Here is a 19,973-nt window from a genome sequence, read left to right on the forward strand (position 1 = left end):
AACGGTTCATTCCTGGCTACGGTCACTCCGGAGAACGGCGTTTCCGAGCGAGGAGAAGCATGAGCCGCACCGAAACCGACACGCTGCCCTGGTACGAGGACCCGAGCCCGGGTACCGGCGGCCTCGCGCCGCGGTCCTGGTACGCGACCTCCGACGCCTGGCGGATGTCCCTGAACGGCGCGTGGGCGTTCCGGCTCTCGCCCCGGGCCGCCACCGAGGAGGAGTCGTTCGCCCGGCCGGGGTTCGACGCCTCGGCGTGGGGGACGGTCGTGGTGCCCGGTCACTGGGTGCTCCAGGGGGCCGGTGGCGCTCCCGCGTACACGAACGTCGTCTATCCCTTCCCCGTCGATCCGCCGCGGGTGCCGTCCGAGAACCCGACGGGCGACCATCTGCGGACGTTCACGCTGCCCGGCGACCGGCCGCGGGACGGCGAGCTCGTGCTTCGGTTCGAAGGGGTGGAGTCCTGCGCCAGGGCCTGGCTCAACGGACGGGAACTGGGCGACTTCAAGGGGTCCCGGCTGCCCCACGAGTTCGCCGTGGGCGATCTGCTGAACCCCGGCGAGAACGTCCTCGCGGTACGGGTGCACGCCTGGTCGTCGGGCAGTTATCTGGAGGACCAGGACCAGTGGTGGCTGCCGGGCATCTTCCGTGAGGTGACGCTGCTCCACCGCCCGGACGACGCGCCCCGGGACTTCTTCGCGCACGCGGCCTACGACCACCGGGACGGCTCCGGCACGCTGCGGGTGGAGTGCGAGGGGGCGGACGGCCGGGTCCTGGTGCCCGAGCTGGGTGTCGACATCGCCGCGGGCGAGTCCGTGACGCTGCCGGTCGAACCGTGGACCGCCGAGACGCCCCGGCTCTACGACGCGGAACTGGTCACGGCCGGCGAGCGGATCCCGCTGCGGATCGGCTTCCGTACGGTCGTGGTCGAGGACGGCGTCATCAAGGTCAACGGCAGACGGCTGTTGTTCCGCGGGGTGAACCGGCACGAGTTCCACCCGGAGACGGGCCGGGCCGTCGACGCGCGGACGATGCGGCGCGATCTGGTGCTGATGAAGCAGCACAACATCAACGCCGTACGGACCAGCCACTATCCGCCGCACCCCGCCTTCCTCGACCTGTGCGACGAGCTGGGTCTGTGGGTGATCGACGAGTGCGATCTGGAGACACATGGCTTCGTCGACCTGGAGTGGCGGGGCAACCCGGTCGACGACGAGCGCTGGACCCCCGCGCTGCTCGACCGCGCGGCCCGCATGGTCGAACGCGACAAGAACCACGCCTCCGTCATCATCTGGTCGCTGGGCAACGAGTGCGGTTCGGGCAGCGGCCTGACGGCCATGGCCGGGTGGATCAGGGGCCGGGACCCGGAGCGGCTGGTGCACTACGAGGGCGATCTGTCCTGCGAGGACGTCGATTTCTACTCACGGATGTATCCGACGCACGCCGAGGTCGAACTCATCGGCAAGCGGGCGGAGGATCCGCTGGCCGATCCGGAGCTCGACGCCCGGCGGCGTGCGATGCCCTTCGTCATGTGCGAGTACGGGCACGCCATGGGCAACGGACCGGGCGGCCTGAGCGAGTACCAGCGGCTCTTCGAGCGGTACGAGCGCTGCCAGGGCGGTTTCGTCTGGGAGTGGATCGACCACGGCTTCGCCCATCCCGAGCACGGCTTCGCGTACGGCGGGGACTTCGGCGAGGAGCTGCACGACGGCAACTTCGTCTGCGACGGCCTCCTCTTCCCCGACCGCACGCCCTCCCCCGGGCTCGTCGAGTACAAGAAGGTGATCGAGCCGGTGCGGATCGGCCCGGGCTCCGCCGCCGGTGCGTTCACGGTCACCAACGGCTACGACTTCGCCGGGCTGGGGCACCTCGACTTCGTCTGGTCGCACGAGGTGGACGGCACGGTCGTGGCCTCGGGCACCCTGGCGGTGCCGGATCTGGCGCCGGGCGCATCGGCGGAGGTGGCACCGGACCGCGCGTCCACGGGCGACGGCCTGTGGACCGTACGGGCGGTGCTCGCCGCGGACACCGCGTGGGGCGAGCGCGGGCACGTGGTGGCCTGGGGCCAGGTGGAGACCGGCGCGCGGGCCGTCCCCGCTCCGGCGTCCGGCGAACGCCCGGTGCGCGCGGGAGACGTGATCACGCTCGGGCCGGGTGTGTTCGACGCGGCGACCGGGCTGCCGGTGCGCGTCGGGAACGTGCCGGTGGAGGGGTTGCGGCTGGACGTGTGGCGGGCACCCACCGACAACGACAACGGGGCGGCCTGGCAGCCGGACGAACGGTACGGGCTGCGCTGGCGGGAGCTGGGGCTGCACCGGATGCGGCACCGCGTCGACGCGGTCGAGGCGGACGGGGACGCGCTGACGGTGCGGACGCGGGTGGCCCCGGCGGGCTGGGACCTGGGGCTGCGGACCACCTACCGGTGGACGGCCGCCGGGGACCGGCTCGGGCTGACGGTGTCCGTCGTGCCGGAGGGCGACTGGCGGGTGCCGCTGCCCCGGCTGGGGATCCGGTTCGCCCTGCCCTCGGCGTACGGCGGTGCGCGGTGGTCCGGCGGCGGGCCCGGTGAGGCGTACCCGGACACCCGGGCCGCCGCGATGCTCGGCACGTGGGAGAGCGAGGTGGACGCGCTCCAGACCCCGTACGTCCGGCCCCAGGAGAACGGGGCCCGGGCCGACGTCCGCTGGGCGGAGCTTACCGAGACCGGTGGCGCGGGGCTGCGGGCCGAGGGCTCCACACCGTTCTGGTTCACCGCGCGGCGCTGGACGAGCGAGCAGCTGGACGCGGCGGAGCACGCGCCGGACCTGGTGGCCGGGGACCGTGTCTGGGTCAATCTGGACCACGCGGTGCAGGGCATCGGCTCGCAGTCGTGCGGGCCGGGCGTGCTGCCGGAGCACCGGCTCGACGTGGAGCCTGCGGAGTTCTCGTTCGTGTTCGCGCCGCTGGGCTGAGCCCGCTCCCTGCCCTGCCCCGGCTTCGGGGCAGGGCAGGCAGGGCTCCGGTCAGCGGAACAGACGGCCCGGCAGCAGGTGCTGGTCGCGCAGCGCGTCGCGGACCATCGCCGCGTACTCCGTCGCCCCGCGCTCCGAGGTGTGCGTGTTGTCGCGCTTCTCGTCGGTGAGGTAGAGCGCCTTGGAGGCGTCGGGGCCGAGCTCCTCGACCCGTTGCCGGGTGAGGGCGGTCAGGTCGACGAGCGGGACGTCGTACTCGGCGGCCAGCAGGCGGATCTGTGCGGGCAGATCGACCCCGAGGCCGTTGACCAGGAGTGCGGTGCCGTTGTCCAGCGTGCCGTCGGCGTTGAACCAGCGCCGGACGATCGGGGTGACGAGCACGGGCCGGCCGCCTTCGGCGCGGATCGCCCCGATCATCGTGGTGAGGTTGGCTCGGTAGTCCGCCTCGGTCGTCTGCTTGTCGTTGTGGGCGAGCTGGATGAGCACGGTGTCGCCCCGCCGGATCAGCGGGCGGACCGTCGGGAAGAGCTGGGGCTGGTCGAGATACGTCTGCGAACTCTCGCCGGAGTCCGCGTGGTTGGCGACGGATATGCCGGCCCGGAGGTACTGCGGAAGCTCCTGCCCCCAGCCGGTGTAGGGGCTGCCGAGCTGGTCGCAGACGGTCGAGTCGCCGATCAGGAAGAGCTGCGGGGTGCGCGGCGCCGAGGCCACGTGCAGGCCCGCGAGGAGCGGGGCGGGGCCGCCGAAGGCGAGGTCGAGGCCGGGGCTGCCGCTCGCCCCGGTGGGTTCGCCCTCGGGCTCGCGCACGTCGACCGTGAACGTACGGACCACCTGACGTCCGGCGACGGTCGGCGTCTCGCCGAGTACAACGCGCCGTGTCTCGGCACTGACCGTCGTACGGCCCTCGGTGGCGCCGCCGAGGCGCGCGGTGACGCGGTAGGTGCCGGGGGCCACGTCGTAGTGGCAGATCACGGGGGCGGAGCCGGTACAGCCGGCGGGGCCGGACGCCGCCGGCCGCTGTAGCGGGGCGGGCTCGGCGACGGCGGGCGTGGCGAGGGCGGCCACGGCGGCGACGGCGGCGAGCAGGGCGGGGGCGGTTCTGCGGGCGACGGGCATGGCGGGTTCCTTCGACGATGCGGGTGTGGGTGCGATACCGGCAGCCATGCCGTACCGCAAGCGCTTTCTACCCCGGCACACCGCACTTTGAATCCTTTCAGTGCAGGTAAGTCGCGTGCGCTCTCCCGCCGCGGCCCCCAGCCGTGAGGACGCCGCCGCTGTGGAAGGATGCCCGGCATCATGAGAACCAGGGTCTTTCGTTTGGATCAGGTCGGATCAGGGAGCGGGGTCCGGTGCGTGCAGCGGCAAGGCGGAGGAGGGAGTCACTGCGGAGCATTGGCGACCGACGACAACGCCGCAGATGTGCGTGCCGGGGCCCGCGAGCCCGGCATGATCCAAACGAGAGGCCCTGGCACCAAGGCGTCCGGCGGGCCCCGATGAGAGGGCGCGCGAAGCCTCCGCCGTCGCCGCTGCCCCAGCGCGACGGGGTCGATCCGGTCCGGGTGCGGCTCCCGGAGGATCCGGACGGGCAGTGGCCGACGCTCCGCGATCATCTGCTGGCGCGGTTCGCCGACGCGATCGGCGCGGAGCGGGTCGACGCCATGCTGGCCGGGGGCCGGTTCGTCTCCGTCCGGGGTGCGGTGACCGGGGACGAGCCGTACACGGCGGGCCGGTACCTCTGGTTCCACCGGGACTTCGCACCGGAGGAGCCCGTGCCCTTCCCGGTCGGTGTGGTGTACCGGGACGAGCACCTGGTCATCGCGGACAAGCCGCACTTCCTGGCGACGACTCCACGTGGCCGGCACATCACCGAGACGGCGGTGGCCAGGCTCCGGCGTGAGCTGGCCCTGCCGCTGCTCCAGCCCGCCCACCGGCTGGACCGGCTGACCGCGGGGCTGGTCCTCTTCGTCGTACGGCCGGAGGAACGGGGCGCGTACCAGACGCTGTTCCGGGACCGCCTCGTACGCAAGGAGTACGAGGCGGTGGCACCGTACGCACCGGGGCCGGCCTTCCCCCGTACCGTACGCAGCCGCATCGTGAAGGAGCGCGGGGTGATCGCCGCCCGCGAGGAGCCCGGTGAACCGAACAGTGAGAGCCGGATCGAGCTGCTGGAACACCGGGCCGGGCTCGGCCGCTACCGGCTGCTGCCCGCCACCGGACGCACGCATCAGCTGCGGGTCCATATGAACAGCCTCGGGCTGCCGCTCGTCCACGACCCCGTCTACCCCGTGGTCGAAGCGGAGGGCGCCCCCGACGACTTCGCGCGCCCGCTGCAACTCCTGGCCAGGGCCCTGGAGTTCACCGACCCGGTCACGGGAGAGCCGCACCGCTTCGAGAGCGGGTTGCGGCTCTCCGCGTGGCCGGAGCGATAGCCGGGACGTCCGTGGCCGGGGGGCGTCGGACCGGGGCCTCAGTGGCCGCGGGCGATCCACTCGTCCAGGTGCGGGGCCTCCGCGCCGATGGTCGTGGCGTCCCCGTGTCCGGTGCGGACGGCGGTCTCCGGCGGCAGGGCGAGCAGCCGGTCCCGGATCGAGTCGACGATCGTCGGGAAGTGCGAGAACGAACGGCCGGTGGCGCCGGGCCCGCCCTGGAACAGCGTGTCGCCGGTGAAGACGGTGGACAGCTCGGGGGCGTACAGGCAGACGGCGCCCGGGGCATGACCCGGGGTGTGCAGGACGGTCAGGGTCGTGCCCGCGATCCGGATCTCCTGGCCGTCGGCCAGTTCACCGTCCGGGGCCCGGTCCGGATGGGTCTGCTTCCACAGCGGCAGGTCGTCGGGGTGGAGCAGGACCGGTGCGCCGGTGGCGGCGGCGAGTGCCGGGGCGGCGTCGATGTGGTCGTTGTGCGCGTGGGTGCAGATGATGGCGCGCAGCGTACGTCCGCCGAGCGCGGCCTCGATGGCGGTGGCGTCGTGGGCGGCGTCGATGACGACCGCCTCGGTGTCGTCGCCGACGATCCAGACGTTGTTGTCGACGTCCCACTCGCCGCCGTCGAGGGCGAAGGTGCCGGAGGTGACGAGATGGTCGATGCGGGCGGTCATCAGAAGACCACCACCGAGCGCAGGACGTCGCCGTCGTGCATCCGGGCGAAGGCCTGCTCGATGTCGCCGAGGGCGATGGTCTCGGTGACGAACGCGCCGAGGTCGATGCGGCCCTGCTGGTGCAGGTCGATGAGCATCGGGAAGTCGCGCGAGGGCAGGCAGTCGCCGTACCAGGACGACTTGAGCGAGCCGCCGCGGCCGAAGACGTCCAGGAGCGGGAGTTCGAGCTGCATCTCCGGGGTGGGGACGCCGACCAGGACGACGGTGCCGGCGAGGTCGCGGGCGTAGAAGGCCTGCTTGTACGTCTCCGGGCGGCCGACCGCCTCGATGACGACGTCGGCACCGTTGCCGCCGGTGAGCGCGCGGATGGCCTCGACCGGGTCACTGCTGCGGGAGTTGACGGTGTGCGTGGCACCCATCTTCTTCGCCGTCTCCAGCTTGCGGTCGTCGATGTCCACCGCGATGATCTTCGCCGCGCCGGCCAGCCGCGCGCCTGCGATCGCCGCGTCGCCGACACCGCCGCAGCCGATGACCGCGACGGAGTCGCCGCGGCCGACCTCGCCGGTGTTGATGGCGGCCCCGATGCCGGCCATCACGCCGCAGCCGAGGAGGCCGGCGACGGCCGGGGAGACCTCGGGGTCGACCTTGGTGCACTGGCCGGCGGCGACGAGGGTCTTCTCGGCGAACGCGCCGATGCCGAGCGCCGGGGACAGCTCGGTGCCGTCCAGCAGGGTCATCTTCTGCTTGGCGTTGTGCGTGTCGAAGCAGTACCACGGGCGTCCGCGCAGACAGGCGCGGCACTGTCCGCACACGGCACGCCAGTTGAGGACGACGAAGTCGCCCGGGGCGACGTCGGTGACGCCGTCGCCCACGGACTCCACGACGCCCGCGGCCTCGTGGCCGAGGAGGAAGGGGAACTCGTCGTTGATGCCGCCCTGCTTGTAGTGCAGATCGGTGTGGCAGACGCCGCACGCCTGGATCTTCACCACGGCCTCACCGGGGCCGGGGTCCGGAATCACGATCGTCTCGACCCGTACCGGCTCGTTCTTTCCCGGTGCGATGACCCCTTGTACGTGCTGCGGCATTCCCGTGGTCTCCCTTGTGCGGCTTTCCCTGGGACCGGTTCAGGAATTTCCCTGGGCCCGGATCAGGAGTTTCTCGGACCGGTTCAGGACTTTTCCTGAGCTCGATCACAAGCAACGGTACGCGGTGCGGCAGCCCCCGGTGGCGCGCCGCGTTGGCGCACCACCGTAACGCCACGAGGCCCCCGGGTCAGTCCCCGTACACCCGGCGGCCGCCCACGTACGTCGCCAGGACGCGCGTCTCTGCGATCTCCTCGGGCGGCGCGGCGAAGGGGTCGCGGTCCAGGACCACCAGGTCGGCGAGGGCGCCGGCCCGGATGCTGCCGGTGTCGTCCAGGTGGTTCACGTACGCGGAGCCCGCCGTGTACGCGGCCAGCGCGTCGGTCAGCGAGATGCGCTGCTCCGGGAGGAAGGCCCGGCCGTGGTCACCGCCGGGTACGACGCGGTTGACGGCCGTGTGGATGCCGTGCAGCGGATCGGCGCTGCTGACGGGCCAGTCGGAGCCCGCGGCCACGGTGGCGCCGGAGCGCAGCAGTGCGGCGAACGGGTACTGGAGCGCGGCCCGTTCGCGGCCGAGGAAGGGGATCGTCAGCTCGTCCATCTGCGGTTCGTGGGCGGCCCAGAGGGGCTGGATGTTGGCGGTGGCGCCGAGCGCGCGGAAGCGGGGGATGTCGTCGGGGTGGACGATCTGGAGGTGGGCGAGGTGGGGGCGGGTGTCGGTGCGGCCGTTGGCGGCGCGGGCGGCCTCGACGGCGTCCAGCGCCTCGCGCACCGCCCGGTCGCCGAGCGCGTGGAAGTGGGTCTGGAAGCCGAGGGCGTCCAGCTCGGTGACGTACCGGCGCAGGTCGAGGGGGTCGACGAAGCTGGTGCCGCTGTTGGCGGTGGCGCAGCCGCAGGCGTCGAGGTACGGGGCGAGGAGGGCGGCGGTGCCGGTCTCGGCGACCCCGTCCTGCATGATCTTCACGGATCCGGCGCGGAAGTTCCGGCCGGTCAGCTCCTCGCGTCGGGCGACGAGTCCGGGGATCTGTTCGCTGCCGTGCTCGCGGTCCCACCACAGGGCCCCGGTGACGCGGGCGGTGAGCGAACCGTCCCGGTCCGCGGCGCGGTAGGCGTCGGCCACGTCGTCCATCGAGCCGTAGGTGCCGACGATGGCGTCCTGCCAGGCGGTGATGCCGTATGCGTGGAGCAGGCGCTGGGCGCGCAGGAGGCCGGCGAGCCGGTCGGCGGCGGTGGAGCGGGGGGCGTGGCGGGCGACCAGGTCCATGGCGCCCTCCTGGAGGAGTCCGGTGGGTTCGCCGCGCTCGTCGCGTTCGATGCGGCCGTCGGCCGGGTCGGGGGTGTGGGCCGTGATGCCGGCGACGGCCAGGGCCCTGCTGTTGGCCCAGGCGCCGTGGTGGTCGCGGTTGAGCAGGCAGGCGGGACGGTCGGGCACGGCGGTGTCGAGCTGCTGCCGGGTGGGGGCGCCGCCCTCGAACGCGTCCATGGACCAGCCGCCGCCGGTGATCCACTCGCGTTCCGGGTGCGCGTCGGCGTAGGCCCGTACGGCGGCGATGGTGGCGGTGGCGTCGCCGGCGCCGGTGAGGTCGCACTGCGCGAGTTCCTGACCGGCGGTGACCGGATGGACGTGGGCGTCCTGGAAGCCGGGGACCAGGAGGCGTCCGGCGAGGTCGACCACCTCGGTGCGCGGGCCGATGAGTGCGCGTACCTCGTCGTGGCCGACCGCGGTGATCCGGCCGCCGGTGACGGCGACGGTGGTGGCGCGGGTGCGTGCGGCGTCGGTGGTGTGGACGGGGCCGCCGGTGAGGACGAGGTCGGCGGGGGTGCGGGGCATGATGCTTCTTCCTTCGGTGGGTGGTTCGGGCGGGAATCAGGCCGGGTCGGGCACGGGCTCCGCGAGCGCGTCCGGGGCGACGGAACGGCCGGTGACGAAGTACGGGGACCGCCTGGCCCACTTGGCCCAGGCCGCGGCGACGAAGCCGGTCAGCAGGATGACGGCCGGGCACAGGAGCATGAACCAGCCGTTGTCCGGGCTGACCTCGAAGTGGTCGGCGGAGGTGGCGAAGGTCCAGCAGAGGTATCCGCCGAGCGCGAGCAGGACGAGGGCGCTGGTCACGGGGAGCACCACCGCCCGCACCGCCAGGGCCCGGCTCTCCCGGAACGAGCCGCGGAAGCGGGCCGCGGCGGCCAGCGCGGTGAGGGCGTAGTAGAGGGAGACGACGACCCCGATCGCGTTCACGGACGCCAGGATGAGGTCGCCGACCTTCGGGATGACGAGGGAGAGCACGGCGATGGCGGCGGCGATGCAGCCGACCGCGACGGTCCCGGCGGCGGGTGTCCCGTACCGCGGGCTGACCTTGGTCCACAGGGGTCCGAGCGTGCGGTCGCGGCCCATGGCGAACATGCCGCGCACCGTCGGGATCACCCCGGACTGCAGGGAGGCGACGGCGGACAGGGTGAGGGCGATCAGCGGGAGGGCGGCGAGCGGCTGGCCGGCCAGCTGGTTGCCGAAGTAGGTGAGCCCCTGGGCGCCGTGGGCGGTCAGCTCGTCGAGCGACAGGACGCGCTGGAAGGCGAAGGAGCCGAGCAGGAACAGGCCCAGCATCGTGAAGAGTGTGATGAGCCCGGCCTTGGACGCGTCCTGCGGATCCCGGATCTCCTCGGTGACGCTGAAGGTGGACTCGAATCCCCAGAAGCAGAAGACGGAGAGCAGCAGTCCCTGGGCGAGCTGCTCGAAAGACGGGATGGTGAACGGGTTGAGCCAGTCGAGGCTGAAGGGCTGTGAGCCCGCGAACAGGCCGTATCCGCAGAAGCCGAGCAGGACCGCGTACTCGAAGACCAGGAGGTACTTCTGGAACGTGGCGGCCGACCGGAGGCCAGTGACCGCGGTGAAGGTGACGGCGACGAGGACGACGATGCCGAGCGCGGTCGACTGGGCGGTGGAGTCCGGGTCGAGCCGGAGCCCGGACACCTCGTGCAGCCCGGCCTCGCCCGCGAGCTGGAGCAGGGCGGAACCGGTGACCGTCGTGGTGTAGGCGAGGAACACGATCGTGGAGACGATGCCGATCCAGCCGACTAGGAAGCCGAGCCAGGGGCTGAGCGAGCGGCCGGCCCAGACATAGCCGCTGCCCATGTTCGGCTCGACCCGGTTGAGTCGGGAGTAGGCGCCCGCGATGCCCAGGATCGGCAGGAAGGCGAGCAGCATGATGATCGGCAGGTGGAGCCCGACGGCGGTGGCGGTGACGCCGAGTCCGATGCCGATGCTGGTGGTGGCCGCGGTCGACGAGGCCGCGATGGCGAAGCCGTCGACGACGCCGAGGCTCTTGCGCAGGGCAGCGGGTGGCCGGGCCGGTCCGGCTGGTTCCTCGCGGTAGGACGTCACGGTCGCTCCTTCACCGAGGGGCGCTGTTCGGCCCCGATGGCGGCACATCGAACTCCTCGGGGGTTCCGCACGTCAACGGTGTTGTCGTAAGGTGCCGGGCATGGAGGCGAGCGAGCGGGTGGTGCCCGAGGGTGCGCGGCGGCGCAGGCGCCCCACCAAGCAGGGCGTCGTGCTGTCCGAGCAGCTGATCGTGGAGACGGCGCTGCGGCTGATCGGCGAGCACGGGGCGGCGGCGCTCACCGTGCGCCGGCTCGGCGCCGCACTGGGATGCGATCCGAGCGCGCTCTACCGCTACTTCCGGGACACGGACGAGCTGTTGCTGGCGGTGGCCGACGAGCTGATCGGGCGGACGCTGCGCAGTTGGCGGCCGACGGGTGACTGGCGGGCCGATCTGCGGTCATTGGGGCTGCGGATGCACGCGGACTATCTGGCCCACCCGCGGGCGGCGCTGCTGACGTGCGCGCGGGTGACCGGCCGCACGCACGAGATCCGGTCGGTGGAGGCGATCCTCGGGGTGCTGCGGGGCGCCGGTTTCCCGGATGGGGAGGCGGTGCGGATCTACCACGTCTTCGTCGACCAGACGCTGTCGTTCGCGGCGCTGGACGCGTCGACGCTGGCGCTTCCGGAGCGGGCCAGGGCACAGGAGGTGCAGGCCTGGCCGGAGGTCTACGCCCGGCAGCCGGCGGACACGCACCCGAACATCGCGGCGACCGCGCCCGTGCTGGTCGCGGAGATGAGCCGCAGCGGTTATCCGGCGGCGCTGGAGATGATGCTGGCCGCGGCCGCCGCCCGGTTGCAGCACGTCAGGCGGTAGGCGGCGGACGGCAGTCGGGCGCACCACGTCCGGGCGGAAGCCGTCGGACGGGCGCACCACGTCCGGGCGGCAGCCCTCGGACGGGCGCACCACGTCAGGCGGTAGGCGGCAGCCCTCGGACGGGCGCGCCACGTCAGGCGGTAGGCGGCAGCCGGCAGTCGGGCCGGATCAGGGCGCGAGCACGTCCAGTTCGTGCAGGGCGCCCACCGCGATCTCCTTCGTCAGCCGCTCCGCCCCGGCGGCGTCCCCCTCGCGCACCGCTTCGGCGAGCCGGACGTGGAGGGTCACGGCCGCCGGATCGGGGTCCTCGAACATGACCTGGTGGTGGGTGCGTCCCGCGAGGACCTCGGCGACCACGTCGCCCAGGCGCGCGAACATCTCGTTGCCGGAGGCGTTGAGGACGATCCGGTGGAAGGCGATGTCGTGTTCCAGGTACCCCTCCAACTGCTGGCCGCGCGAGGTGGCGACCATGCCGAGGGCCCGTTCGGTGAGCGCGGCGCACTGTTCCGGGGTGGCGTGGCGGGCGGCGAGCGAGGCGGCGACGGGTTCGATCGCCGAGCGCAGGACGGTCAGCGAGCGCAGCTGGCGCGGACGGTCGGCGCCGGCCAGCCGCCACCGGATGACCTGCGGATCGTAGACGTTCCACGCCTCGGTCGGCCGTACGGTCACACCGACGCGGCGCCGGGACTCGACCAGGTGCATGGACTCCAGGACCCGGATCACCTCCCGTACGACCGTGCGGGAGACGTCGAAGCGCTGGGCCAGCTCGTCCGTACGCAGAACCTGGCCGGGCGGATGCTCACCCGCGGCGATCTCCAGCCCCAGGGCGTCCAGCACATGCGTATGCAGCCCCTGGGCAGGTGTGGTCATGGGCCAAGCGTACGGGGGCTGCCCCGGGAGGCCCCGCCGGGAACAAAAAGTACGACGTTTATGTCACACCATCTTGAATAAGTCGTACGTATAGGTTTCAGTAGCGCGACGGACCGATGTCGACGACGACATCGAAGAAGACAGCGAGGCACCGAAATGAGCACCCCCCACGTCATCGTGGTGATGGGCGTCGCAGGGACCGGCAAGACCACGATCGGTCCCCTGCTCGCCGCCGAACTGGGCGTTCCGTACGCCGAGGGCGACGACTTCCATCCCGCGGCGAACATCGCCAAGATGTCGGCCGGTACCCCGCTGGACGATGCGGACCGGTGGCCCTGGCTCGACGCGATCGGGCAGTGGGCGCACGGCCGTGCGGGGCTCGGCGGCGTGGTCAGCAGTTCGGCGCTGAAGCGCGCCTACCGCGACCGGCTGCGCAACGAGGCCCCCGGTGCCGTCTTCCTTCATCTGAGCGGCGACCGGTCGCTCATCGAGGAGCGGATGGCGGGCCGCAAGGGCCACTTCATGCCGACCGCGCTCCTCGACTCGCAGTTCGCCACCCTCCAGCCCCTTGAGGACGACGAGGCCGGCGTCGCCGTGGATGTGTCCGGCACCCCCGAGGAAATCACCCAGCGAGCCGTCGCCGCGTTGCGCCGGCTCGATAACTAAGGATCATCACCGTGACCAGTCTCAGCGTCGAGATGCTGGCAGCGGACGCCGTCGAACCGATCACTTCGGCCGGCAACGCGCAGTTGGGCATCGCCGTCCTGGCGGGCATCGCCGTCATCGTTCTGCTCATCACCAAGCTCAAGATGCACGCGTTCCTCGCGCTCACCATCGGCTCGCTGGCGCTCGGTTCGTTCGCCGGCGCCGCGCCGGCGAAGACGATAGCGAGCTTCACCGCGGGCCTCGGCTCCACCGTCGCGGGTGTCGGCGTCCTCATCGCGCTCGGCGCGATCCTGGGCAAGCTGCTCGCCGACTCCGGCGGCGCGGACCAGATCGTCGACACGATCCTCGCGAGGACGAGCCACCGGGCCATGCCGTGGGCCATGGTCCTGATCGCCTCGATCATCGGTCTGCCGCTGTTCTTCGAGGTCGGGATCGTGCTGATGATCCCGGTGGTGCTCCTCGTCGCCAAGCGCGGCAACTACTCCCTGATGCGGATCGGCATCCCGGCCCTGGCCGGCCTCTCCGTGATGCACGGGCTCATTCCCCCGCACCCCGGACCGCTGGTGGCGATCGACGCCCTCGACGCCAACCTGGGCGTCACGCTGGCCCTCGGTGTCCTGGTCGCGATCCCGACGGTGATCATCGCCGGTCCGGTCTTCTCCCGGTACGCCGCCCGCTGGGTGGACATCAAGGCGCCCGAGAAGATGATCCCGCAGCGCCCGTCCGAGGACCTGGACCGCCGGCCGAGCTTCGGCGCCACCCTGGCGACGATCCTGCTGCCCGTCGTCCTGATGCTGGCCAAGGCCCTCGTCGACATCGTGGTGGACGACCCGGAGCAGGGTCTCCAGCGAGTCACCGATGTGATCGGCTCGCCGCTGATCGCTCTGCTCGCGGCGGTCATCGTGGGCATGTTCACGCTGGGCCGGGCGGCCGGGTTCACCAAGGCCCGGCTCTCCACCACCGTGGAGAAGTCCCTCGCCCCGATCGCCGGAGTGCTGCTCATCGTCGGCGCGGGCGGCGGCTTCAAGCAGACGCTGATCGACGCCGGTGTGGGTCAGATGATCCTGGAGTTCTCCGAGGACTGGTCGATCCCCGCGCTGCTCCTCGGCTGGCTGATCGCCGTGGGCATCAGGCTCGCGACCGGTTCGGCCACGGTGGCCACCATCTCCGCGGCCGGACTGGTCGCCCCGCTGGCCGCCGACATGTCGACCTCGCACGCCGCCCTGCTGGTCCTCGCCGTCGGCGCGGGCTCGCTCTTCTTCAGCCACGTCAACGACGCCGGGTTCTGGCTGGTGAAGGAGTACTTCGGGATGGACGTCGGCCAGACGGTGAAGACCTGGTCGGTGATGGAGACCATCATCTCCGTGGTCTCGCTGGCCTTCATCCTGCTCCTGTCACTGATCCTCTAGGGGCCGCTCCCCCGGCTCCCGCCACAGCGGGTGCTCGCGACGGGCCCACCGGCGCTCGACCGACCCGGTACGCATGCCACGGCGTGCCTCCGGGTCGGCGAGCGCCATCGCCATGTGTCCGCCCAGCACGATGCCGATCGCGAGCGCCAGCCAGTCGTGGACGAACGTCGCGGCGGTCCGCCACACCAGCGGGGCGAGCCCGGTGAACCACATCAGCAGCCCGGTGCCCACCATGACGAGCACCGCGCCCGCGATCCAGGCGGCGTACAGCTTCTGCCCGGCGTTGAACTTCCCGGCCGGGCGGGACTCCGGCCGGTGGTCTCGCCGGCGCACCGCCCGCAGCCACTGCCGGTCGTGCGGCCCGAAACGGTTGAGCCGGCCCAGATCGGCCCGCAGCGACCGCGCGAACAGGCCCGCCAGCAGCGGTACGGGGATCAGCAGCCCGGACCATTCGTGCAGGGTGACCACGAGATGGCGGCGTCCGACGAGTTCGGCGAGCTGCGGTACGTACAGACAGGCCGCCGTCGCCACGCACAGGAGCGTCAGCGCGGCCGTGGTGCGGTGCACCCAGCGCACCGGACCGCTGAAACGCCGTACCCGGCCGCTCGTCTCAGGTGGTGGGGGCATCGTCGCGGCCGTTGGACCGGCCGACCCAGGCGTCGACGTCATATCCGAGCTTCTCCCAGTATCCGGGGCGTACGGAGTCCGTGACGGTGATCCCGGAGAGCCATTTCGCCGACTTGTAGAAGTACATCGGGGCCACGTACAGCCGGACCGGGCCGCCGTGCGAGTGGGACACCGGCCGGTCCTGCATCCGCAGCGCGACCAGCACATCGTCCCGGCGCGCCTGATCGAGGGTCAGGCTCTCGCTGTACGTGCCGTCGAAGCAGGTGAACCGGACCGCCTTCGCCCCGGGCCGGACGCCCGCCGCGTCCAGCAGCGCGGACAGCCGTACGCCCTCGAAGGGTGTCTCGGGAACCCGCCAGCCGGTGACGCACTGGACGTCCCGGACCATACGGGTCTGCTCCATGCGCTTCAGGGCGTCCAGCGTGTACGTGGCCGGGCGGTCGACCAGGCCGTCGACGGTCAGCCGGTAGTCGGTGGCGCTCTTCCTCGGTACGGACGTGGCGACGGAGTAGTAGCGGAAGCCGCCGCCGTTGGGCAGTAGCCCGGTCAGCCCGGTGGGGTCCTTGTCGGAGAGCGCGCCCAGGCCGGACTCCAGGGTCCGTTGCAGTACGGGGGCCGCGACGAGCCCGGCGGCGCCGAGGCCCAGCATCGTCAGGACGAGCCGACGGCCCACGGGAGTGCCGGTACCGTCCGGATCGGGGCCCTGGGCCGCCGGATCCGGCTCCGCGCCGGTAGAGGAACTGTTCACCCCTCGATTCGAGCACTCCGGACCACCCGGCGCCAGGGGCGGGGGCGGTACGTCACCGGCCCGTCAGATTCTGCCCGCCACCGGCGGGCAGCGGATGCCAGACTTGCGCCATGCCGAACCGTGAAGCGCTCAAGCCGTTCCTCCTCGCGTTCCCCGGACCGCTGCGCGACCGGCTGGTCGCCTCGGTGCTCGACGGGCGAAAAGTGTCGACGACCGGACTGTTCGCGGAGTACCAGGTGGAGCGGGAGGATCCGCCGCCCGTGGGCGAGCGGTCCGCGCTGATCGACTCGGACGGCCGGGAGATCGCGGTGCTGGAGATCACGGAGGTGCGGATCCTGCGGCTCGGGGACGTCGATCTCCAGCATGTCCTCGACGAGGGCGAGGGCGACACCTCGGTGGCCGGGTGGCGGGAGGGCCACGAACGGTTCTGGCACAGCGAGGAGATGCGGGACGCGCTCGRCGACCCGGAGTTCACGGTCCACGACGACACGCTGGTCGTGGCGGAACGGTTCCGGGTCGTCGAGCGCATCGGGCCCGGCGCGGCACGCGGCTGAGCGGCCGGCCGGGGCTCACCGCACCTCGGCCTCGTCCCTCCTCTCCGGGCCCGTGCCCTTGACGAGGCCCAGCCGGCGACGGAACGTGAGCAGCCAGGGGTGGCGCTCGTGCAGGTCGGCCGAACGGCGGTCGAGCTCCTGGCCCAGGCGCTCGGCGCGCTTCTCGATGTCCAGCTCGTCCAGGATGCGGTCCACCTCGGCAAGCAGCGCCCCGTGCAGCTGCCACTTCCTGGGGTGTTCCTGGACGGCGGCCAGCAGCATGTCCGCCACCCGGTCGCGGGTCGCCCGGCTGGCGGTGAGCGCGTCGGCGAGCTGTTCCTCGGCCTCCTCGGCGCTGGCGGCCATCGGAGTGGTGATGAGTACCGAGAAGCTTTCGATGGCCCCCGCCATCTGTTCGAACAGTTCCGTGATGTGGGCGGCGACCTCGGTGGGGAACAGAGGTTCGTCGCCCCGGTCCTTGGCGAGGTCGGTCAGCGTCCGGGACAGCACCCGCACGACGACCGCGCAGATCTCCAGCGTGTCCAGACCGGTGCGCAGCACCACGCGGTGAAGCAGCCCCTGCCGCACCCGCGGGTTGTACATGAGGCTTTCCTCGGCCTGCCGCAGGGAGGCGTCCACCTCGACGATGTCGTGGTCGAGACGACGGGCCCGGTGCAGCCGCTCGGCCGCCTCCGCGACGGTGACCGGACGGGCGAGGGCGCTGCCGAGGTCGCGGAACATCTGCCCCATCTCACGGGCCAGTCCGTCGATGGACGCCCCCGCGGACTGCACCCAGACGGGCGGGGCGAACAGCAGGTTGAACAGCAGGCCCACACCGGCGCCGATGAGTGTCTCGTACACGCGCTCCCACGCCATGCTGGACCGCGCGGTTTGCGAGGTGACGCCGAGGACGAGCATGGCGCTGATCGCCACCTCGGGGACGAACTCGTCGACGCGGACCAGTCTGCCGATGATCAGCGCTGTGAAGATGGTCAGTCCCAGGCTCCACCAGGAAATGCCGACCAGGGCGCTGAAGCCGCTCGCGATGAGGACGCCGACGATGACAGACACCACACGCTTGACCGACATGTTGACGGTGGCGTAGAGGGTCACCTGGACGACGAGCAGCGCGGTCAGCGGTGCGGTCAGCGGGGCGGGCTCGGTCAGTGTCGCGGTCGCCACGGCATAGGCGATCACCGCGGCGCCCGTGGAACGCAGGGTCTGCGCGGCCACGGGCTCGGTGGTGCGCCGGACGAGGTTGATGACGGGTTCGGCTACTCCTGGCATCTTCTTCCCTTGCCCGGATCCGGCGCTTCGGCACGGTTCCGGGCCCGGAACCCCACCGGACGGACGCGGGCGGCGCCGTAGGCGGCCCCGCCGCCGGCCGCCCTATCCGACCGCCTCCGCGGCCGCGCGGCCCGCCGCCCGGCCGGAGAAGATGCAGCCGCCGAGGAAGGTGCCTTCCAGGGAGCGGTAGCCGTGCACCCCGCCGCCGCCGAACCCGGCCGCCTCGCCGGCCGCGTACACCCCGGGCAGCGGGCTGCCGTCGGCCGTGAGGACCCGGGAGGACAGGTCCGTCTCCAGTCCGCCCAGCGACTTGCGGGTCAGGATGTTGAGCCGTACGGCGATCAGCGGTCCGGCCTTGGGGTCGAGGATGCGGTGCGGGGCCGCCGTACGGATGAGCTTGTCGCCGAGGTAGGTGCGGGCTCCCCTGATCGCGGTGATCTGGAGGTCCTTGGTGAAGGGGTTGGCGATCTCCCGGTCGCGGGCGGTGATCTCGCGGCGCAGGTCGTCCTCGTCGATGAGCGCTTCGCCGGTGAGCGCGTTCATGCCGCGGACGAGGGCGCCGAGGTCCTTCTCGACGACGAAGTCCACGCCGTTGTCCATGAACGCCTTCACCGGTCCGGGCACGTCCGCGCGGGCCCGGCCGATCACGTCGCGGACGGACTTGCCGGTCAGGTCGGGGTTCTGCTCGGAGCCGGAGAGCGCGAACTCCTTGCCGATGATCTTCTGGTCCAGGACGAACCAGGTGTAGTCGTGGCCGCTGCGCATGATGTGTTCGAGGGTGCCGAGCGTGTCGAATCCGGGGAACAGCGGGACGGGCAGCCGCTTGCCGCGGGCGTCCAGCCAGAGCGAGGACGGGCCGGGCAGGATCCGGATGCCGTGTTTGGCCCAGATCGGGTTCCAGTTCTCGATGCCCTCGGTGTAGTGCCACATCCGGTCGCGGTTGATGTGGTGGGCACCCGCGTCCTCGGTGATGCCGAGCATCAGCCCGTCGACATGGGCGGGGACGCCGGAGAGCATCTTCTGCGGCGGGGTGCCGAGCCGCTCGGGCCACTGTTTGCGTACGAGGTCGTGGTTGCCGCCGATGCCGCCGGAGGTGACGATCACCGCCTGGGCCCTGAGCTCGAAGGTGCCGGCCGTCCCCCGGCTGCTCGCGGTGCCGCGGGCCGCGTCGCTGGGCTCCAGGATCTCGCCGCTCACGGTGTCGACGGTGCCACCGGTGCGGCCGAGGCCGGTGACACGGTGGCGGAAGCGGAAGGTGACGAGCCCCTTGGCGACGCCCTCGCGCACCCGGCGCTCGAAGGGGGCGACGACGCCGGGGCCGGTGCCCCAGGTGATGTGGAAGCGGGGGACGGAGTTGCCGTGGCCGTTCGCGTCGTAGCCGCCGCGCTCGGCCCAGCCGACGACGGGGAAGAACCGCATGCCCTGCCGGTGCAGCCAGGAGCGCTTCTCACCGGCCGCGAAGTCGACGTACGCCTCGGCCCACTTCTTCGGCCAGTGGTCCTCCTCGCGGTCGAAGCCGGCCGTGCCGAACCAGTCCTGGAGGGCCAGCTCCTGGCTGTCCTTGATCCGCATCCGGCGCTGTTCGGGCGAGTCGACGAGGAAGAGACCGCCGAAGGACCAGTGGGCCTGGCCGCCGAGCGACTGTTCGGGTTCCTGGTCGAGCAGAATGACCGAACGGCCCGCGTCGACCAGTTCCGCGGTGGCGACGAGCCCCGCGAGTCCTGCCCCGATCACGATCACATCAGCGTCGTACGCCATGGGTTCCATCCTTGTCGGGGTGACCGGGCCGCGGTCCGGCGGAACGACCGCACGTCATCCGTGCGGCCGCTCGCGAAGTTACTCGTGCGTCAGATCTTCGGTACCGGCCGTCCCGGCGTCAACCGCCCGGTCGGCGGCGCTTCGGCCGCCGATGCCGTTCCCAGGCGCTATCGTCGACACAAATCACCCTCTTACGGCCTGACTCGGGGTGGGGAAGCGTGTCGGTGCTGGTCATCGTGCTCTCCGTGAGCGCCGCCTGCTGCCTGGGGTTCGGCTTCGTGCTGCAACAGGCCGCCGCCCGCCATGCCCCGAAGAGCGACTACCTCTCGCCCCGGCTGCTGCTGGACCTGATGCGGGTGCGCAGTTGGCTGGCCGGCATCGGACTCATGGTCTGCGGCATGGTGCTGGGCGCGCTGGCGCTGGGCAAGGGCGAGGTCTCCGTCGTCGAACCGCTCCTGGCCACCAATCTGCTCTTCGCGATGGCCCTGTCCCGTCACCGCACCGGYCAGCGGCTGGGCCGCGGTCAGTGCCGGGAGGGACATCCGCAGCGGGCCCGTCTCGAACGCGCTCTGTACGAGGATCAGCCCCGTCACCCCCAGGACCAGCACGGCGTACGGCTGCCAGCCGGTGACGAGCGCCGCCCAGCCGCCGTCCGAGAGGCGCTGCCCGCTGACCCGGGTCAGGGCGTCCTGGAGTCCGTACAGCAGTCCCGCCGCCACCGCGAGCAGCGCGGGCGACACCCCCGACCGCGC

At 71.9% G+C, this 19,973-nt stretch carries 17 protein-coding genes; 7 read left to right on the top strand and 10 right to left on the bottom strand.

The features are described from left to right. Positions 1 to 59: 59 nt before the first annotated feature. On the top strand, positions 60 to 2,951 hold the full coding sequence (locus tag EAO72_RS02970; protein WP_148015649.1) for a glycoside hydrolase family 2 TIM barrel-domain containing protein: 2,892 nt from the start codon (positions 60 to 62) through the stop codon (positions 2,949 to 2,951). Between the two features lie 51 nt (positions 2,952 to 3,002). On the opposite strand, the gene EAO72_RS02975 is transcribed toward EAO72_RS02970, so the two are convergent. Next, positions 3,003 to 4,067, bottom strand: a complete 1,065-nt coding sequence (locus tag EAO72_RS02975; protein WP_148015650.1) for a rhamnogalacturonan acetylesterase — start codon at positions 4,065 to 4,067, stop codon at positions 3,003 to 3,005. A 377-nt stretch (positions 4,068 to 4,444) separates the two neighbouring features. Between EAO72_RS02975 and EAO72_RS02985 the strand changes: the two genes are divergently transcribed. Then, entirely contained in the window at positions 4,445 to 5,380 is a 936-nt protein-coding gene (locus EAO72_RS02985; RefSeq protein ID WP_148015651.1) for a pseudouridine synthase, read from the top strand. Between the two features lie 38 nt (positions 5,381 to 5,418). Here the strand turns inward: EAO72_RS02985 and EAO72_RS02990 are convergent, their stop codons facing one another. The 4 genes from EAO72_RS02990 to EAO72_RS03005 form a co-directional block, all read right to left on the bottom strand. Next, positions 5,419 to 6,048, bottom strand: a complete 630-nt coding sequence (locus tag EAO72_RS02990) for an MBL fold metallo-hydrolase (protein WP_148015652.1) — start codon at positions 6,046 to 6,048, stop codon at positions 5,419 to 5,421. Beyond that, positions 6,048 to 7,133, bottom strand: coding sequence for an S-(hydroxymethyl)mycothiol dehydrogenase (locus tag EAO72_RS02995; protein WP_148015653.1), 1,086 nt, complete (start codon positions 7,131 to 7,133; stop codon positions 6,048 to 6,050). Before EAO72_RS02995 ends, EAO72_RS02990 begins: the two co-directional genes overlap by 1 nt. Before the next feature lie 187 nt (positions 7,134 to 7,320). Further along, a complete protein-coding gene (locus tag EAO72_RS03000; protein WP_148015654.1) occupies positions 7,321 to 8,961 on the bottom strand; it encodes an amidohydrolase in 1,641 nt (546 codons plus the stop codon). A gap of 36 nt (positions 8,962 to 8,997) precedes the next feature. Next, the gene (locus tag EAO72_RS03005) at positions 8,998 to 10,509 is read right to left on the bottom strand and encodes an APC family permease (protein WP_410089983.1); all 1,512 of its coding nucleotides are present in this window, start codon (positions 10,507 to 10,509) and stop codon (positions 8,998 to 9,000) included. Between the two features lie 100 nt (positions 10,510 to 10,609). Between EAO72_RS03005 and EAO72_RS03010 the strand changes: the two genes are divergently transcribed. Then, positions 10,610 to 11,323, top strand: a complete 714-nt coding sequence (locus EAO72_RS03010) for a TetR/AcrR family transcriptional regulator (RefSeq protein WP_148015656.1) — start codon at positions 10,610 to 10,612, stop codon at positions 11,321 to 11,323. Between the two features lie 168 nt (positions 11,324 to 11,491). Here the strand turns inward: EAO72_RS03010 and EAO72_RS03015 are convergent, their stop codons facing one another. Next, the gene (locus EAO72_RS03015; protein ID WP_148015657.1) at positions 11,492 to 12,193 is read right to left on the bottom strand and encodes a FadR/GntR family transcriptional regulator; all 702 of its coding nucleotides are present in this window, start codon (positions 12,191 to 12,193) and stop codon (positions 11,492 to 11,494) included. A gap of 156 nt (positions 12,194 to 12,349) precedes the next feature. On the opposite strand from EAO72_RS03015, the gene EAO72_RS03020 reads away from it, so the two are divergent. Together EAO72_RS03020 and EAO72_RS03025 are read left to right on the top strand one after the other, a co-directional pair. Beyond that, the gene (locus EAO72_RS03020; RefSeq protein ID WP_148015658.1) at positions 12,350 to 12,859 is read left to right on the top strand and encodes a gluconokinase; all 510 of its coding nucleotides are present in this window, start codon (positions 12,350 to 12,352) and stop codon (positions 12,857 to 12,859) included. 11 nt (positions 12,860 to 12,870) lie between these two features. Further along, on the top strand, positions 12,871 to 14,268 hold the full coding sequence (locus EAO72_RS03025) for a GntP family permease (protein WP_148015659.1): 1,398 nt from the start codon (positions 12,871 to 12,873) through the stop codon (positions 14,266 to 14,268). Here the strand turns inward: EAO72_RS03025 and EAO72_RS03030 are convergent. Together EAO72_RS03030 and EAO72_RS03035 are read right to left on the bottom strand one after the other, a co-directional pair. After that, the gene (locus EAO72_RS03030) at positions 14,254 to 14,895 is read right to left on the bottom strand and encodes a cytochrome b/b6 domain-containing protein (protein WP_148015660.1); all 642 of its coding nucleotides are present in this window, start codon (positions 14,893 to 14,895) and stop codon (positions 14,254 to 14,256) included. The genes EAO72_RS03025 and EAO72_RS03030 overlap by 15 nt on opposite strands. Then, positions 14,879 to 15,544: a molybdopterin-dependent oxidoreductase gene (locus EAO72_RS03035; protein ID WP_261991287.1), complete on the bottom strand. Its 666-nt coding sequence runs from the start codon at positions 15,542 to 15,544 to the stop codon at positions 14,879 to 14,881. Before EAO72_RS03035 ends, EAO72_RS03030 begins: the two co-directional genes overlap by 17 nt. 209 nt (positions 15,545 to 15,753) lie before the next feature. Between EAO72_RS03035 and EAO72_RS03040 the strand changes: the two genes are divergently transcribed. After that, positions 15,754 to 16,197: an ASCH domain-containing protein gene (locus EAO72_RS03040; RefSeq protein ID WP_148015662.1), complete on the top strand. Its 444-nt coding sequence runs from the start codon at positions 15,754 to 15,756 to the stop codon at positions 16,195 to 16,197. Between the two features lie 15 nt (positions 16,198 to 16,212). Here EAO72_RS03040 and EAO72_RS03045 read toward each other — a convergent pair whose 3' ends face one another. Together EAO72_RS03045 and EAO72_RS03050 are read right to left on the bottom strand one after the other, a co-directional pair. Continuing rightward, positions 16,213 to 17,463 carry an FUSC family protein gene (locus EAO72_RS03045; RefSeq protein WP_148015663.1) on the bottom strand — a complete coding sequence of 417 codons (1,251 nt, stop codon included), beginning with the start codon at positions 17,461 to 17,463 and terminating at the stop codon, positions 16,213 to 16,215. Between the two features lie 102 nt (positions 17,464 to 17,565). Further along, positions 17,566 to 19,221 carry an FAD-binding dehydrogenase gene (locus EAO72_RS03050; protein WP_148015664.1) on the bottom strand — a complete coding sequence of 552 codons (1,656 nt, stop codon included), beginning with the start codon at positions 19,219 to 19,221 and terminating at the stop codon, positions 17,566 to 17,568. A 218-nt stretch (positions 19,222 to 19,439) separates the two neighbouring features. On the opposite strand from EAO72_RS03050, the gene EAO72_RS42690 reads away from it, so the two are divergent. Then, positions 19,440 to 19,973, top strand: a 534-nt coding sequence (locus EAO72_RS42690) for a DMT family protein (RefSeq protein ID WP_459112814.1), incomplete at its 3' end; no start/stop codon positions are given.

Source organism: Streptomyces sp. OR43 (assembly GCF_008042275.1).
GTDB lineage: Bacteria > Actinomycetota > Actinomycetes > Streptomycetales > Streptomycetaceae > Streptomyces.